Annotated in this window: 13 protein-coding genes; 3 read left to right on the top strand and 10 right to left on the bottom strand. The window is 71.2% G+C overall.

All coding sequences use genetic code 11. The features are described 5' to 3' along the window. Positions 1–13 precede the first annotated feature (13 nt). On the top strand, positions 14–1,198 hold the full coding sequence (locus tag DFH01_RS24525; protein ID WP_158287892.1) for an MFS transporter: 1,185 nt from the start codon (positions 14–16) through the stop codon (positions 1,196–1,198). Between the two features lie 7 nt (positions 1,199–1,205). On the opposite strand, the gene DFH01_RS24520 is transcribed toward DFH01_RS24525, so the two are convergent. Beyond that, positions 1,206–2,300 (bottom strand): Ldh family oxidoreductase, encoded by a 1,095-nt coding sequence (locus DFH01_RS24520; protein WP_109873143.1) that lies wholly within the window; start codon positions 2,298–2,300, stop codon positions 1,206–1,208. Positions 2,301–2,415: 115 nt separating this feature from the next. On the opposite strand from DFH01_RS24520, the gene DFH01_RS24515 reads away from it, so the two are divergent. Together DFH01_RS24515 and DFH01_RS24510 are read left to right on the top strand one after the other, a co-directional pair. Next, complete coding sequence (locus DFH01_RS24515; RefSeq protein WP_109873142.1) at positions 2,416–3,387, top strand: Bug family tripartite tricarboxylate transporter substrate binding protein; 972 nt, start codon at positions 2,416–2,418, stop codon at positions 3,385–3,387. Positions 3,388–3,407: 20 nt separating this feature from the next. Next, positions 3,408–4,190, top strand: coding sequence for a class II aldolase/adducin family protein (locus DFH01_RS24510; RefSeq protein WP_109873141.1), 783 nt, complete (start codon positions 3,408–3,410; stop codon positions 4,188–4,190). Between the two features lie 41 nt (positions 4,191–4,231). Here DFH01_RS24510 and DFH01_RS24505 read toward each other — a convergent pair whose 3' ends face one another. The 9 genes from DFH01_RS24505 to DFH01_RS24465 all read right to left on the bottom strand — a co-directional run bounded on the left by DFH01_RS24505 (position 4,232) and on the right by DFH01_RS24465 (position 13,454). Continuing rightward, positions 4,232–4,552 carry a DUF4387 domain-containing protein gene (locus tag DFH01_RS24505; protein ID WP_199231386.1) on the bottom strand — a complete coding sequence of 107 codons (321 nt, stop codon included), beginning with the start codon at positions 4,550–4,552 and terminating at the stop codon, positions 4,232–4,234. 2 nt (positions 4,553–4,554) lie between these two features. After that, positions 4,555–5,943, bottom strand: a complete 1,389-nt coding sequence (locus DFH01_RS24500; protein WP_109873140.1) for an acyclic terpene utilization AtuA family protein — start codon at positions 5,941–5,943, stop codon at positions 4,555–4,557. A gap of 62 nt (positions 5,944–6,005) precedes the next feature. Next, complete coding sequence (locus tag DFH01_RS24495) at positions 6,006–7,004, bottom strand: sigma-54 interaction domain-containing protein (RefSeq protein ID WP_109873139.1); 999 nt, start codon at positions 7,002–7,004, stop codon at positions 6,006–6,008. A gap of 29 nt (positions 7,005–7,033) precedes the next feature. Beyond that, positions 7,034–8,050, bottom strand: a complete 1,017-nt coding sequence (locus tag DFH01_RS24490; protein WP_109873138.1) for a C45 family autoproteolytic acyltransferase/hydrolase — start codon at positions 8,048–8,050, stop codon at positions 7,034–7,036. Beyond that, the gene (locus DFH01_RS24485) at positions 8,047–9,027 is read right to left on the bottom strand and encodes an ABC transporter ATP-binding protein (RefSeq protein WP_109873137.1); all 981 of its coding nucleotides are present in this window, start codon (positions 9,025–9,027) and stop codon (positions 8,047–8,049) included. The genes DFH01_RS24490 and DFH01_RS24485 overlap by 4 nt, the downstream gene beginning before the upstream one ends. A gap of 5 nt (positions 9,028–9,032) precedes the next feature. Beyond that, positions 9,033–10,001, bottom strand: coding sequence for an ABC transporter ATP-binding protein (locus DFH01_RS24480; RefSeq protein ID WP_109873136.1), 969 nt, complete (start codon positions 9,999–10,001; stop codon positions 9,033–9,035). After that, positions 9,998–10,894: an ABC transporter permease gene (locus tag DFH01_RS24475; protein WP_109873135.1), complete on the bottom strand. Its 897-nt coding sequence runs from the start codon at positions 10,892–10,894 to the stop codon at positions 9,998–10,000. The genes DFH01_RS24480 and DFH01_RS24475 overlap by 4 nt, the downstream gene beginning before the upstream one ends. Further along, positions 10,891–11,898 carry an ABC transporter permease gene (locus tag DFH01_RS24470; RefSeq protein WP_109873134.1) on the bottom strand — a complete coding sequence of 336 codons (1,008 nt, stop codon included), beginning with the start codon at positions 11,896–11,898 and terminating at the stop codon, positions 10,891–10,893. Before DFH01_RS24470 ends, DFH01_RS24475 begins: the two co-directional genes overlap by 4 nt. Continuing rightward, on the bottom strand, positions 11,895–13,454 hold the full coding sequence (locus DFH01_RS24465; protein ID WP_109873133.1) for an ABC transporter substrate-binding protein: 1,560 nt from the start codon (positions 13,452–13,454) through the stop codon (positions 11,895–11,897). The genes DFH01_RS24470 and DFH01_RS24465 overlap by 4 nt, the downstream gene beginning before the upstream one ends. Between the last annotated feature and the right edge of the window lie 44 nt (positions 13,455–13,498).

Raw genomic sequence — 13,498 nt, 5'->3', positions numbered from 1 at the left:
GCAGCGCAGTCCGATGGAGACGGGACGCAGGCTGCTGCTGGTGGCGCTCGGCGCGATGTTCGTGCAGCAGAGCTTCGCGACGCTCGGACGCAACCTGCCGCCGGTGATCGCGCCGGCGATCCTCGAGGACCTGCAGCTCGATCCGGCCCTGCTCGGCGTCTATGTCGGCACGGTCGCCTTCGCGGCGCTGGTCGTGCAGCTCGGCTGCGGCAGCTTCATCATCCGCCACGGCGCGCTGCGGATGAGCCAGGTCTCGCTGGTGCTGCTGGCGCTGGCGCTCGCCGTCGCCACATTGCCCGCCTTGGCCTTCTTCGCGTTCTCCGCGGTGCTGTGCGGCGCAGGATCGGCGCTGTCCACGCCGTCGAGCTCGCATCTGCTCGGCCGCTACGCCACCGCGAAGCAGGCGCCGCTGGTCTTCTCAATCAAGCAGACCGCCGTGCCGGCGGGGCTGCTGCTCTCGGGCCTGATCGGGCCGCTACTGACGGGGTGGTGGGGCTGGCGCGTGGCGATGCTGTGCGGCGCGGCCGGGTGCCTCGCCTTCGCCATCGCGATGCAGCCGCTGCGGCGCAGCTTCGACGACGACCGGGTTCCAAGCCAGGCCTTCCGCCTGTCCGACCTGCACCGCACCCTCGGCGCGGTGACGCGGGAGCGCGACCTGCGCAACCTGGCGCTGGCCTGCGGCACCTTCAGCGGGCTGCAGAGCGCCTTCATCGCCTTCTTCGTCACCTATCTCGTCGCACAGGGACAGGAGCTGGCGGCGGCGGGCGCCTTCTTCTCCGCCGCGACGCTGGTCGCGGTGCCGGGCCGCATCCTTTGGGGATGGCTCGCCGGCGCGCATGTGGCGCCGGGGCGCCTGCTGGGGCTGCTCGCGATCGGCATGGGGGCGAGCGGGTTGCTGCTCGGCCTGTCCGGCGCGCTGGATTCGGCGCCGCTGCTGGCGGTGGCGACGCTCGGGATGAGCATCACGGCGCTGTCCTGGCACGGCGTGCTGCTGGCCGAGGCGGCGCGGCTGGCGCCGGCGGGCCAGCGCGGGGCGGCGACGGGAGGCGTGCTCTCCTTCGGCCAGGTCGGCGGCATGGTGGCGCCGCTGGTCTTCGCGGTGCTGCTGGGCCTGACAGGCAGCTACGGCGCCGGCTTCGCGGCCAGCGCGCTGCCCTCGCTGGCCGTCGGGATCGCGATGCTGCGCAGCCGGGGCTGAGCGCGCCCTACGGCAGCAGGCAGGGCACGCCGGCGCGCGTGCAGACCTCCCGCAGCCGCGCGGCCAGCGTCGCAGGGATCGGGATGCCGTCGCGCAGGCGCTCCGCGCGGGAGGCGGCCTCAGGGTCGCCGGCGACGAGCACGGGCTTCGTGGGATCGGCCGGCGGCGCGGCATGCAGCACGTCGATGGCGTCGTCCAGGTCGCGCTCGAACGCGCCCTCCTCGCGGAAGGCCTTGGGGTCGAGCGCCATGAAGAAATGGCCGATGTTGTCCGGATCCTGCGGACGCTGCGTGCGCACGCGGATCGGCGAGAAGGATGCGCCGGAAAGCACGCCGCCCAGGATATGCGCCATCATGCCGAGGCCGTAGCCCTTGTGGCTCGCCATCTCCGGCGTGCCGCCCACGGGCGTGAGGCCGCCCTTCGGCTGCTTCATCACGGTGTCCCAGGCCAGCCCAGCATCGGTGATCGGCCGGCCCTCCCCATCCAGCACCCAGCCGGCGGGCAGGTCCTTGCCCTGCAGGTCGTACACCTTGACCTTGTTCGCCGCGACGGTGCTGGTCGCCATGTCCAGCCGGAAGGGCCGGTTGCGCTGCGCCGGGGCAGCGAAGGCGATGGGATTGGTGCCCAGCACCGGCACTGCGGCGCGAGTGGGCACCACGCCGATGGTGCGGGTGGCGCTGGTGACGAGCCCGACAAGGCCGGCCGCCGACGCCATCGCGGCGTAGTGGCCGGCCGCGCCGAAATGGTGCGAGTTGCGCACCGCGACCACGCCGACGCCGGCCGCCGCGGCCTTCGCGATGGCAAGCTCCATCGCCATGACGGAAGCCGGGTGGCCGAGCCCGGCATCGGCATCCACCAGCGCCGTCACCGGGTTCTCACGCACCACGCGCGGGCGCGCCTGCAGGTTCAGGCGCCCCTTCCGGCGACTCTCGTCGTAATCCATCAGCATCGAGATGCCGTGGCTGTCCACGCCGGAGAGGTCGGTCTCCACCATCACCTCGGCCGTCACGCGCACGGCCTCCGCCGGCATGCCCCAGGCGGACAGGATGGACACGATCTGGGCGCGGCAGGTCTCGGCGGGGACCAGGTGCATCTCGGCCATGCGGCGTTTCGCTCCGTGAACTCGCGCCGGAGCCTGCCCCGGCGGTGTCCCGCTGCCTACCGCAGAGCGCGGCTCCGTGGCAGTCTCCGCGCCAACCAAGCACGAGGAGGAAACCATGGAACGACGCAACCTGCTGCTGGCCGGGACCGGCCTGGCGCTCGCCGGCATCGCCGGGCGCGCGCAGGCGCAGGAGGCCTGGCCGGTGCGCCAGGCGCGGATCGTCATCCCCTTCGCGGCCGGCGGCCCGCAGGACATTCCGGCGCGCATCATCGCGGACCGGCTGAGCCAGCGGCTCGGCGCCGCCTTCGTGGTGGAGAACCGGCCGGGCGCGGGCGGCGGGCTCGGCGCGCAGCATGTGGTGAAGTCGCCCCCGGATGGCGCGACGCTCCTCTTCATCTCGGCCTCGGTCGCGATCCTGCCCGTGCTGCAACCCTCGCTCGGCTTCGATCCGGTGCGCGACCTGGAGCCGCTGACGACGGTGGTGGACCTGCCGGCCGGGCTGATGGTGCGGATGGATTCGCCCTATCGCTCGCTGGACGACCTGCTGGCCTTCGCGAAGGCCAATCCGGAGAAGCTGAACTACGGCTCGGGCGGCGTCGGCTCGGCGAACCATCTGACGACGGAGCTCTTCGCCTCGATGGCGGGGATCAAGCTGACCCATGTGCCCTATCGCGGCATCTCGCAGGCGGTGAACGCGATCTATGCCGGCGAGATCGACCTGATCTTCGGCAGTTCGATCGAGGTGCTGCAGCATGTGCGCCAGGGCCGCGCGCGGCTGCTCGGCGTGACGACCGCGGAGCGCGTGGCGGTGGTGCCGGACGTGCCCGCGATCGCGGAGAAGGTGCCGGGCTACGAGGCGCCGAACTTCTTCTCGATGTATGCGCCGAAGGGCTTCCCCCCGGCACTGCGCGACCGGCTGGTGGCGGAATTGGCGCACCTGCGCGAGGACGAGCAGCTCAAGGCGCGCATGGCGGAGGCTGCGGGCACGCTGCGTCTGGACGGCCCCGCCCCGCTTGCCGCGCGGTTGCCGGCGGAGATCGCGAAATGGCGCGCGCTGGTCGCGCAGCTCGGCATCCGGACCGAGTGAACGAGGAGGAGCATCGAGGCATGAGCATCGTCCAGCCCCTGCAGATCGCCCCGATCCAGGGCTCGGTCAGCGCGGCGGAGTGGCAGGCGCGGGTGGACCTCGCCGCCTGCTACCGGCTCTGCGACCGCTACGGCATGTCGGACATGATCTACACCCACATCACCTGCCGTGTGCCGGGTGCGCCGGGCGAGTTCCTGATCAACCCGAACGGCATGCTGTTCAGCGAGATCACGGCAAGCTCGCTGCTGAAGGTGAACATGGAGGGCGAGATCCTGTATCGCCCCGAGACGCCCTATGGCCTGCATCCGGCGGGCTTCACCATCCACAGCGGCATCTACCGCGCGCGGCCGGACGCGCAGGCGGTGATGCACACGCACACCATCGCCGGCATGGCGGTAAGCGCGCTGAAATGCGGGCTGCTGCCGCTGACGCAGACGGCGACCCGCTTCTACGGCCGCATCGCCTATCACGACTTCCGCGGCCCCGAGCGCGACCCGGCGGAGCGCGAGAGCCTGGCGCGCAGCATCGGCAGCCGGAACTACTGCATCCTGCGCAACCACGGCCTGCTGACCATCGGCGACAGCGTGGCGGAGGCCTTCATCGCCATGTGGGGCATGGAGCGCGCCTGCCAGGCGCAGCTGCAGGCGATGGCCTGCAACACCGAGCTGGAGGTGCCGAGCGAGGAGGTCGTGCAGAAGTCCTGCGCGATGTACGATCCGCCGAACTCACGGAAATACGGTCTGCTGGAATGGCCGGGCCTGCTGCGGCAGTTGCGCCGGACGGACCCGGATTTCGACAGCTGACCATCTGCTCCCTCCCCCGCAAGCGGGGGAGGGAGTTCTGGTCAGGGCACTTCCACGTCGAAGAGCGGCGCGTATTGCTGCGCGCCGAACACGTCGTGCTCGCCGGGACTGCCGGAGGGGCGCTCGCGGCGGATGGTGAACTTGATCGCGTTCGCCGGCTCGAACACCACGAAATCCGTCACGCGTTCGCGCGGGATGCGATAGAGCGCGGCCACCTTTTCCGCCGAGAGCACCCCGGAATCCCGCACGCGCTCGAAATTCGCGCGCTCGCGGAAGATCAGGTCGAAGGTGATGTGGTCGACCCCGGCATTCTTGCTGCGGATGGTGCTGGCGAGGTCGCGCAGCGTGGGCATGTTGCGCATGGTCAGGCCGCCTTCCGCGCCGCGCCGCCGACCGTGCTGAACTCGGTGCGGAACAGCTCCGTCGCGTCGCGCACCGGCATCACGTGGTTCAGCGTCCATTCGTAGCCGGGCTTGCCGACCAGGATCTCGTCGGACATCAGCGCCGCGGCGCCGGCCGTGCCTTTCACCTCCTTCAGGCGGGCATAGAACAGGTTGCGCGAGGCCAGCGCGCAGATCTCCTCGGCGCGCTTCGCATCCTGGCAAACGGTCTCTACCACGATGCCGAGTTCATGCGGGCGGAGCGGCGGGCTCGGCTCCAGGCTGCCCATCACGCCGTCGCGGCCATAGACGTGGTAGTGCACGGTCCAGCCCGCGCTCTCCGGCGCGCCGAAGCGCTCCGCAAGACGCGCGCGCGCCCAGTCCATCGCCTTGTCGATGTTCTCGATGGTGTAGGGATCGCGGATGCCGACGATGGCCAGCCGCCGCTCGCCCACCTTCCCTGCGCCTTCCAGCTTCACCATCGGCTTCGCGCTGGGGACGAAGGTGGCGCCGGTGGCGCGCGCGGTCTTCTCGTCCCATTGCTCATAGTGGACGTTGGTCATGTCCACGTAGCCGGAGGCGACGTATTCGCGGAACGGGTCGCGGCGCTCATACATCGCGTGGCTGGCGAGCGAGGCGGGCGTGCAGCGCTGGCCGGGATGCATCGCGGTGACGCGGATGTCGCCCTCCGTGATGCGGCCGAAGATGCTCTCCTTGCCCATGAAAGGCTCGCAGCAGAAGGAGGCGCATTCCATCAGCTTGCCGGCGTAATACGCGGTCGCCGGCGACATGCCGGCGTTCAGCAGCGGCGCCGCGAACAGCGCGCAGTCCGAGGCGCGGCCGGCGATCACCACATCGGCGCCGGCGGCGAGCGCGGCGGCGATCGGCTCCGCGCCCATGACCGCCACGATGCGGTCGGTGCGGCCGATCAGCGCCGCGTCGGCGTCGGGGCGGCCATCAAGGCCCTGGATCGTTGCGCCGTCCTGCATGCGGCCGAGCACCTGCTCGCGCGTGAGCTCGGAGAAGATCGTGGCCATGCGGAAGGGCGCCATCCCCTTCTCCGCCGCGACGTCGCGGATGATCTCGGCGAATTGCCGCACGCCGCGATCGGTGCCGGTGTCGCTGGCCGACCCCACGATCATCGGCACGCCGAGCCGGCGCGCCTCGGTCAGCATGATCTCGAGGTCGTGGCGCTGCCAGGCGGCGGGGCTCGCCTGGCCGTCGGCGCCGAGCGGATACGGCCCGATGTCGCAGCTTCCGCTGTCGGCGATGATGAAGTCCGGCTTCAGCGCGCAGCCGGCGCGGAAGGACTCCGGCTCCAGCGGCGTGAAGCCGAGATGGCCCGTGGGGCAGAGGATGGTGATGTCGGTCATGCCGTGCGTCCGTGGAATGGGCGCGGCTTTGCACGCAGCGTGCCAAGTGTGTCCCGTTGCCGTCAAGCAGTGGGCACGGCCATGCCGAGCTTCAGCATCTGGTGCCGCAGCGCGTGGCGGGAGAGGCGGAGGCGCTGGGCGGCGCGGCCATGGCGGCCGCCGGCTTCCTTCAGCGCGGCCTCGATCAGGCTGCGCTGGAAGGCCTCGGTGCCGGCATGGAAGCCGAGATGCAGCGGCAGATGCTCGGCCCCCTGCCCGCCCATCCCGGCGATCGGCGGCTGGGCGCGGCCCTCCACTTCTCGCACCAGCCGATCGGGCAGGTGGCGCATCAGCACGCGGTCCTCGGTCTCCAGGATGGCGATGCGCTCGATCAGGTTCTCCAGCTCCCGGACGTTGCCGGGCCAGGAATAGCGGCGGAAGGCCTCGGCGACGGCCGGCTCCAGCCCGCGGATCACCCGCCCGCAGCGGGCGCCGTGATGGGCCACGAAGGCCTCGGCCAGCAGCAGCACGTCGTCGCCGCGGGCGCGCAGCGGCGGGATGTTCACGGGCACCACCTGCAGCCGCCAGTACAGGTCGTCGCGGAAGCGGCCGGCGCTGACCTCGGACAGCAGGATCTTGTTGGTGGCGGCGACGAAGCGCACATCCACGGCGATGGACTTCACCGCGCCCACGCGGCGGAACCGCTGCGTGTCCAGCAGGGTCAGCAGCTTGGCCTGGAGCTGCGGGTCCATCTCCCGGATCTCGTCCAGGAACAGCGTGCCGCCATCGGCGGCCTCGATCAGACCGGGCTTGGCGTTGGCGGCGCCGGTGAAGGCGCCGCGCTCATGGCCGAACAGCTCGCTCTCCATGAGGTTGGCGGGAATGGCGGCGCAGTTCACATCCACGAAGGCGCGGCCGGAGCGCTTCGACAGGCGATGGATCATCCGGGCCACCAGGCCCTTGCCGGTGCCCGTCTCGCCATAGATCAGCACCTGGTGAACGGGGCTGGCGGCGATGCGCGCCGCCAGCGCGCGCACCGCGCGGATGCTCTCGTGCTCCCCCAGCAGCTCGCCCTGAGCCATGGCGCCCCCGGCCGTTACCGGCGCGGAGTCTACGCCAAGGCGTGCGTTTCGCGCCATCCGCCGGCGGCGGGTTCGAAGACCCGCCAGGGCGTGCTGCAGGGCGGGCCGAGCGCGATGCGCGCGATGCCATGCAGCGTGTCCCAGACGGCCCCGGCCAGGGTCGGCGAGGGATCGGGGGCGTGGCGGCAGATCGCGGTCGGCGCGTGCAGCGCCAGCAGGGCGCGCGGATCGGGCGGGCCTTCCGCCAGCGCGGCGCGCAGCGTCTCCAGCCGGCCGGCGGAATGCGCGACCGCGGCCAGGCGCTCCGGCGCGGCGGTGTAGTGGTTGGTGCGCGAGACGCACGCCCCCTGCTCGATATCCACGCGGCCGTGCCGCAACTCCACCGCGGCGCCGGCGCCGGAGGCATCGGCCATCACCAGGCTGCCGCCGCCCGCATGCGGCATGGCGCGGATCGCCGCCACCGCCTCGGCAACCGTGGCGCAGGTGGCGAGCAGGCGGTTCATCAGGAAGTAGCGCAGCATCCCCGGCCCGTGATCGGCGGTGGCGATCTGGGTATCGGCCAGTGCGAATCCGTCGCTGTTCATGCCGGAGGACCAGGCGCCGGGCGCGCCGAGAGAGCCGACGCAGAGGATGCGGCGCCCGCGCCAGGCCGGGTCCTGCAGCAGGAAGATGCGCTGCAGCGCCACATGTTCCGGCCGGAAGTCGCGGTTCTTCGCCACCACGCCGTCGCGCGCGAAAGCGGTGCAGCCATCCGGGTCCTCGCGCAGCCGCGCGAGATCGGCGAGGCAGCCGAGATGGAGGAAGTCGAAGACCTCCGACGCCTCCAAGCCGAAGCCTGCCGCGATGCCGGCGCATTCCTCCCAGGCTTCGGGAGCGAGCGCCATCGTCGCGCCACGCTGCGCAGCGAGGAAGGCCGCGTCGCGCGGCGTGCCGGCCAGGCGCGTGCGGATCGAGGTGCGCACGGCCTCCGACATCTCCGGGCAGGCCTGCGCCTGGCCGAGACCGCGGGCGCGCGCATCGCCGCGCAGCAGGACCAGCTTGCTCATCCGACGCCTCCGTCGCGCGCATGGCAGGCGACGACATGCCCCGCATCGGCCAGCGCGACGCGACGGGGGGCTTCGGTTCGGCAGCGCGGCCCGGCCTCGGGGCAGCGCGGATGGAAGGGGCAGCCCGGCGGCGGTGCCAGGGGGGAGGGCAGGTCGCCCACCGGTGCCGGGCGGCGCGTCTCCGGGGCGTCCAGTCGCGGCACGGCGGCGAGCAGCGCGCGGGTGTAGGGATGCGCGGGGCGGCGGATCAGCGCGTCGCGCGGCCCCTCCTCCACCACGCGGCCGAGATACATCACGGCGATGCGCGCCGCGAGATGCGCCACCACCGCCAGGTCATGCGAGATGAAGAGCAGCGCGAGGCCCATCTCGTCGCGCAGTTCGCGGAGCAGGGAGAGAACCTGCGCCTGCACGGAGACATCGAGCGCCGACACGGGCTCGTCGCAGACGACGAAATCCGGGCGCAGGATCAGCGCGCGGGCGATGCCGATCCGCTGGCGCTGGCCGCCGGAGAATTGGTGCGGGTAGCGTTCCAGGTGCTGACGCGCGAGGCCGACGCGGTCCAGCATCGCGGCGACGCGCTGCTCGAGATCCGCGCCGCGCAGGCCTTCATGCAGGATCAGCGGGAGGCCGACGATCTCGCGCACGGTGCGGCGCGGGTTCAGCGAGGCGTAGGGATCCTGGAAGATGATCTGCATCCGCCGCCGCAACGGACGCATCGCGGCATCATCCAGATGCGCAATCTCCTGCCCATCGAAGCGGATCGCGCCGGCGGTGGGCTCGTGCAGGCGCAGCAGCAGGCGGCCGAGTGTGGACTTGCCGCAGCCGCTCTCCCCGATCAGCCCCACCGTCTCGCCACGCCCGACCAGCAGGTCCACGCCCTCCACCGCGCGCACCACGCGCGGCGGGTGGCGCAGCAGGCGCTCACCAAGGCCCTGGCCGAGTATGTAGTGCTTGGTGACGCCGACGGCTTCCAGCATCGGGGTCACGGCGAGACCTCCGCCGCGCGGATGCAGCGCGAGAGGCGCGCATCCCCCGCCGGCGCCAGCGCGACAGGCTCGGCGCACGCCGCGACGGCCAGCGCACAGCGATTGCGGTAGCGGCAGCCGGCATCCACCGTGGCGAGATCCGGGACCTGGCCGGGGATCGCGTGCAACGGCCGGTCGGGATCCTCGAGCCGCGGCAGGCTGTCCATCAGGCCGCGCGTATAAGGATGGCGCGGCTGGGCGATGACCTCGGCGGTCGGGCCGGTCTCCACCACCTGGCCGGCATACATCACCATCACCCGCGGGCAGCGTTCCGCGACGACGGCGAGGTCATGCGTGATCATGGCCACCGCGAGTCCCTGCTCGGCGCGCAGCTCGTCCAGCAGGTCGAGCACCTGCGCGCGGATGGTGACATCCAGCGCCGTGGTCGGCTCGTCGGCCACGAGCAGACGCGGTCGGGCGGCGAGGGAGATGGCGATCATCGCGCGCTGGCGCATGCCGCCAGAGAACTGGTGCGGATAGTCGCCGAGCCGCCGCGCCGCATCCGGGATGCCGACGCGGGTCAGCAGGCGCACGGCCTCGGCGCGCGGATCGCCCGGGATGGCGTGGGCGCGCAGTGTCTCGACGATCTGGGTGCCGATGGTGAGCGCGGGATTCAGCGCGGAAAGCGCATCCTGCATGGCCAGCGCGACCATGCGGCCGCGCAAAGCGCGCAGCTCATTCGGCGAGAGATGGCGCAGGTCGCGGCCCCCGAACAGGATTTCCCCACGTTCCACCTTGCCAGGCGGGCGCACGAGGCCGAGGACGGAGAGGAAGGTGACGGACTTGCCGGAGCCGCTCTCACCGACGACGCCGAGCGCCTCGCCCTCCGCGATGTCGAAATCCACGCCGTCGGCGGCCGCGAGCGGGCCACGCCGCGTGGGAAACACCGTGCGCAGGCCGCGCACAGAAAGAAGCGGGGCGCTCACGACGACTGGTGCAGGCGCGGATCGAAGGCGTCGCGCATGCCCTGGCTGGCAAGGTTGATGGAAAGAACCAGCGCGAGGATGCAGATCCCCGGCAGCGTCGAGACCCACCAGGCATCCACCAGGAAATCGCGCCCATCCGCCACCATCGAGCCCCAGCTCGGCATCGGCGGCTGCACGCCGAGGCCGAGGAAGGAAAGCGAGGCCTCCATGATGATCACATAGGCCATGCGGAAGGTCGCGACGACCAGAACGGGCGAGAGGACGTTCGGCAGGATCTCCCGCAGCATGATGTGGCGCGGCGTGCAGCCGAGGGCACGCGCGGCCTCGACATAGTCCTGCTCGCGCGCGGCCAGCGTCTCGCCGCGCACCACCCGGCAGGTGAAGACCCATTCCTTCAGCACCAGGGCGAGCACGATGTTGTGCAGGCCCGGCCCCATCATCGCCATCAGTCCGATTGCGAAGACGAGGTAGGGGAAGCCGAGCAGCGTATCCACCAGGCGCGAGACGATGGTGTCCGTCCAGCCCCGCAGATAGCCCGCGGCGAGGCCGGCCAGCGTGCCGATCACCGCGGCGATGCAGACGACGAGCGCGGCGACGGAGAGCGAGACGCGCGCGCCATGGATCAGCCGCGAGAGGATGTCGCGGCCGAGCGCATCGCAGCCGAGCCAGTAGCCGGGCTCGGTGTTTTCCGCCGCCCAGGCCGGGGCGCAGAGGCGGCGGAACAGATCGGCATCCGCCGGATCATGCGGTGCGATCCAGGGGGCGAAGACGGCGAGCAGGACGAAGAGCAGCACGACGAGGCTCGCCGCCACCGCGGTGCGATTGCCCGCCAGGCGGCGCAGGGCGAGCGCGGTGGGGGAAAGCGGCGGCGGCTCCGCGACGGACGCGCTCACAGCCGCACCTTCGGGTTGAGCGCGGCGTAGAGCAGGTCGGCGCAGAAATTCAGCAACACATAGGTGACGGCGTAGAGCAGCACAGCGGCCTGCACGAGAGGGTAATTTCGGGCGAAGATGCTCTCCACCACCAGCCGGCCGAGGCCGGGCCAGCCGAACACCGTCTCCACGATCATGTTGCCGCCGAGCAGGGATCCGGTCTCGATCGCCAGCACCGTCACCGCGGGGATCAGCGCGTTCTTCAGCGCATGCAGGAACAGCACGCGCCGGCGCGACAGGCCCTTCGCCTCGGCGAAGAGGACGTAATCGGTCGCCAGCACCTCCGCCATGGCGCTGCGGATCACGCGCGCGAGAAGCGCGGCCGTCGGCAGGCCGAGGGTGATGGCGGGCAGCGCGAGATGCGACAGGGCGCGGAGGAAGGCGTCGGGGCGGCCGGCTGCCAGCGTGTCGATCAGCAGGAAACCCGTGAGGCGCGGCACTTCGGCACCGAAGGGGATGCGCCCGCCGACGGGGAACCAGCCGAGATGCACGGCAAACAGCAGGATCAGCAGGATCCCGAACCAGAATCCCGGCAGGGAGACGCCGAACAGCGAGATGGCCGACAGCGCCCGGTCGAGCCACGAGTCCCGCTTCACGGCGGCTGCGACGCCGAGCGGCACCGCGACGAGCACCGCCACTAGCAGTGCGACCAGGGTGAGCTCGATCGTCGCGGGCAGGCGTTCCGCAATCACCTCGAAGACGGGGCGGCGGTGGAAGAAGGAGATGCCGAAATCGCCCGTCGCAGCATTGCCCAGGAAGACCACGAAGCGCTCGGCGATCGGGCGATCGAGGCCGAGGTCGCGGCGCAGCGATGCCGCCTGCTCCTCGGTCGCCCGCTGGTCGGCGAGCATGATCTCCACGGGATCGCCCGGCGTCAGCGCCATCATTCCGAAGACGATGACGCTGACGCCGAGCAGGACGATCGGAAGCTGGACGAGCCTTTCGAGGACTCGGGAAAAGCTCACCCGGCGATCCGCACCCGATGCAGGTTGATGCGGCTGTCGGCCTGGGGCTGCCAGCCGGCGATGCGGCGGGAGACGCCGTAGATGTCCTGCGGCAGCCACAGGAAGATCCAGGGCGCCTGCTCGCTGACGATCTGCTGCGCGCGCAGATAGCCCTCGCGCCGCTTCTCCTGGTCCACCTCGGTCTCCGCGGCGTCGAGCAGGCGGTCCACCTCGGCGTTGGAGAAGCCGGCGGAGTTGCCGCGGCCGCCAGTCTTCAGCGTCGGCACCATGATGTCCGAGGGATCGAGCGCGCCGTTGCCCCAGGACGTGAGATACATGTCGCGATCCTTGCGACGCTCCGCGTTCTGCCACATCGGGCTGAGCACCGCGCCTTCCCAGACCTGCGCGCGCACGCGCAGGCCGGTGCGGGAGAGCAGGGCCGCGATCGCCTCCGCGATCTCCCGCGTGGCGCCGGTGGTGTCGATCACCATCTCCGTGCCCTGCGCGACGCCGGCCTCGGCCAGCAGCGCCTTCGCGCGGTCCAGGTTATGGGCGTATTCGGGCAGGTCCGGGTTGAAGCCGAAGGCGTCCGGGCTCATCACGCCGCGCAGCGGAGTCGCGGTGTTCGCCAGCACGCGGGAGATGATGACGTTCTTGTCGAGCGCGTGGTTCAGCGCACGGCGAACGCGCACATCGTCGAAAGGCTTCTTGGCAAGGTTGAGCGAGACGAAGAAGGTGCGCGTGCCGTTCACCTTCATCACCTGCGCGTTGCGGCTGGCCTCAACCTGCCGCATGGCCGAGGGCGGCAGGTCGTTGATGATGTCCACCTCGCCGGCCAGCAGCGCGGCGACGCGGGAGGAATTCTCGGGCAGGACACGGAAGATCACGCGGTCCACCTGCGCGGGGCCGGCGACCGGGATCTCCGGCGAGCCGCCATAGTATTCCGCGAAGCGTTCCATGATGATGGCCTCGCCGCGGCGCCAGTCCACCAGTTTGTAGGGGCCGCAGCCATCGGGGCGGGTCTGCATGCCGTCCTGGCCGACGCGCTGAACCTGGCGCGGGTTGACCATCTCCTGGAAGGGCAGCATGGCGCGCAGCAGCGCCCAGGGCTCAGCCATGTGCAGGCGCACCGTGCGTGCATCCCGCACGCTTGCATCCTCCACCGGACCGAGCAGGCTCTTGCGCGGGCTGGTCTGGCCGCCCATGGCGTTCGGCTTCACCAGACGCTGGATGTTGAAGGCGATATCCTCCGCGGTCAGGGGATCGCCGGAATGGAAGCGGATGCCCTGGCGGATACGGACGTCGTAGGTCTTCGGGTCCACGGCGGTGATCGCCTCGGCGATCTCCGGCTGGATGCGCATCTGCGCGTCGCGGGTGAGCAGGCCATCATGCATGTTGCGGATGATGGTCTCGGTCTCGCGGTTGCGGTGGTTCGCGGGATCGAGGGTCAGCGCATCCTGCGTGAATCCCACGCGCACCTCGCGCGCTGCGCCCTGGGCGAGCGAGGCCCGCGGCAGGAGCGCAAGGGAAGGCGCGGCGAGCGCGCCCAGAAGGGCCTTGCGGCGAGTGGTTTTCATGCGTCCTACCGTCCCCGTTCGTGAAGCCGAACAACGGCAGAGCA

It is taken from the genome of Falsiroseomonas bella, from assembly GCF_003173615.1.
Lineage (GTDB): Bacteria > Pseudomonadota > Alphaproteobacteria > Acetobacterales > Acetobacteraceae > Falsiroseomonas > Falsiroseomonas bella.
This window is presented reverse-complemented; position numbering and strand designations above follow the sequence as displayed.

Coding starts and splice junctions, on each gene's coding strand:
- DFH01_RS24500 (WP_109873140.1), bottom strand. CDS start 5,943: ATGACCGACATCACCATCCTCTGCCCCACGGGCCATCTCGGCTTCACG.
- DFH01_RS24520 (WP_109873143.1), bottom strand. CDS start 2,300: ATGGCCGAGATGCACCTGGTCCCCGCCGAGACCTGCCGCGCCCAGATC.
- DFH01_RS24525 (WP_158287892.1), top strand. CDS start 14: ATGGAGACGGGACGCAGGCTGCTGCTGGTGGCGCTCGGCGCGATGTTC.
- DFH01_RS24485 (WP_109873137.1), bottom strand. CDS start 9,027: ATGCTGGAAGCCGTCGGCGTCACCAAGCACTACATACTCGGCCAGGGC.
- DFH01_RS24515 (WP_109873142.1), top strand. CDS start 2,416: ATGGAACGACGCAACCTGCTGCTGGCCGGGACCGGCCTGGCGCTCGCC.
- DFH01_RS24510 (WP_109873141.1), top strand. CDS start 3,408: ATGAGCATCGTCCAGCCCCTGCAGATCGCCCCGATCCAGGGCTCGGTC.
- DFH01_RS24495 (WP_109873139.1), bottom strand. CDS start 7,004: ATGGCTCAGGGCGAGCTGCTGGGGGAGCACGAGAGCATCCGCGCGGTG.
- DFH01_RS24465 (WP_109873133.1), bottom strand. CDS start 13,454: ATGAAAACCACTCGCCGCAAGGCCCTTCTGGGCGCGCTCGCCGCGCCT.
- DFH01_RS24505 (WP_199231386.1), bottom strand. CDS start 4,552: ATGCGCAACATGCCCACGCTGCGCGACCTCGCCAGCACCATCCGCAGC.
- DFH01_RS24490 (WP_109873138.1), bottom strand. CDS start 8,050: ATGAGCAAGCTGGTCCTGCTGCGCGGCGATGCGCGCGCCCGCGGTCTC.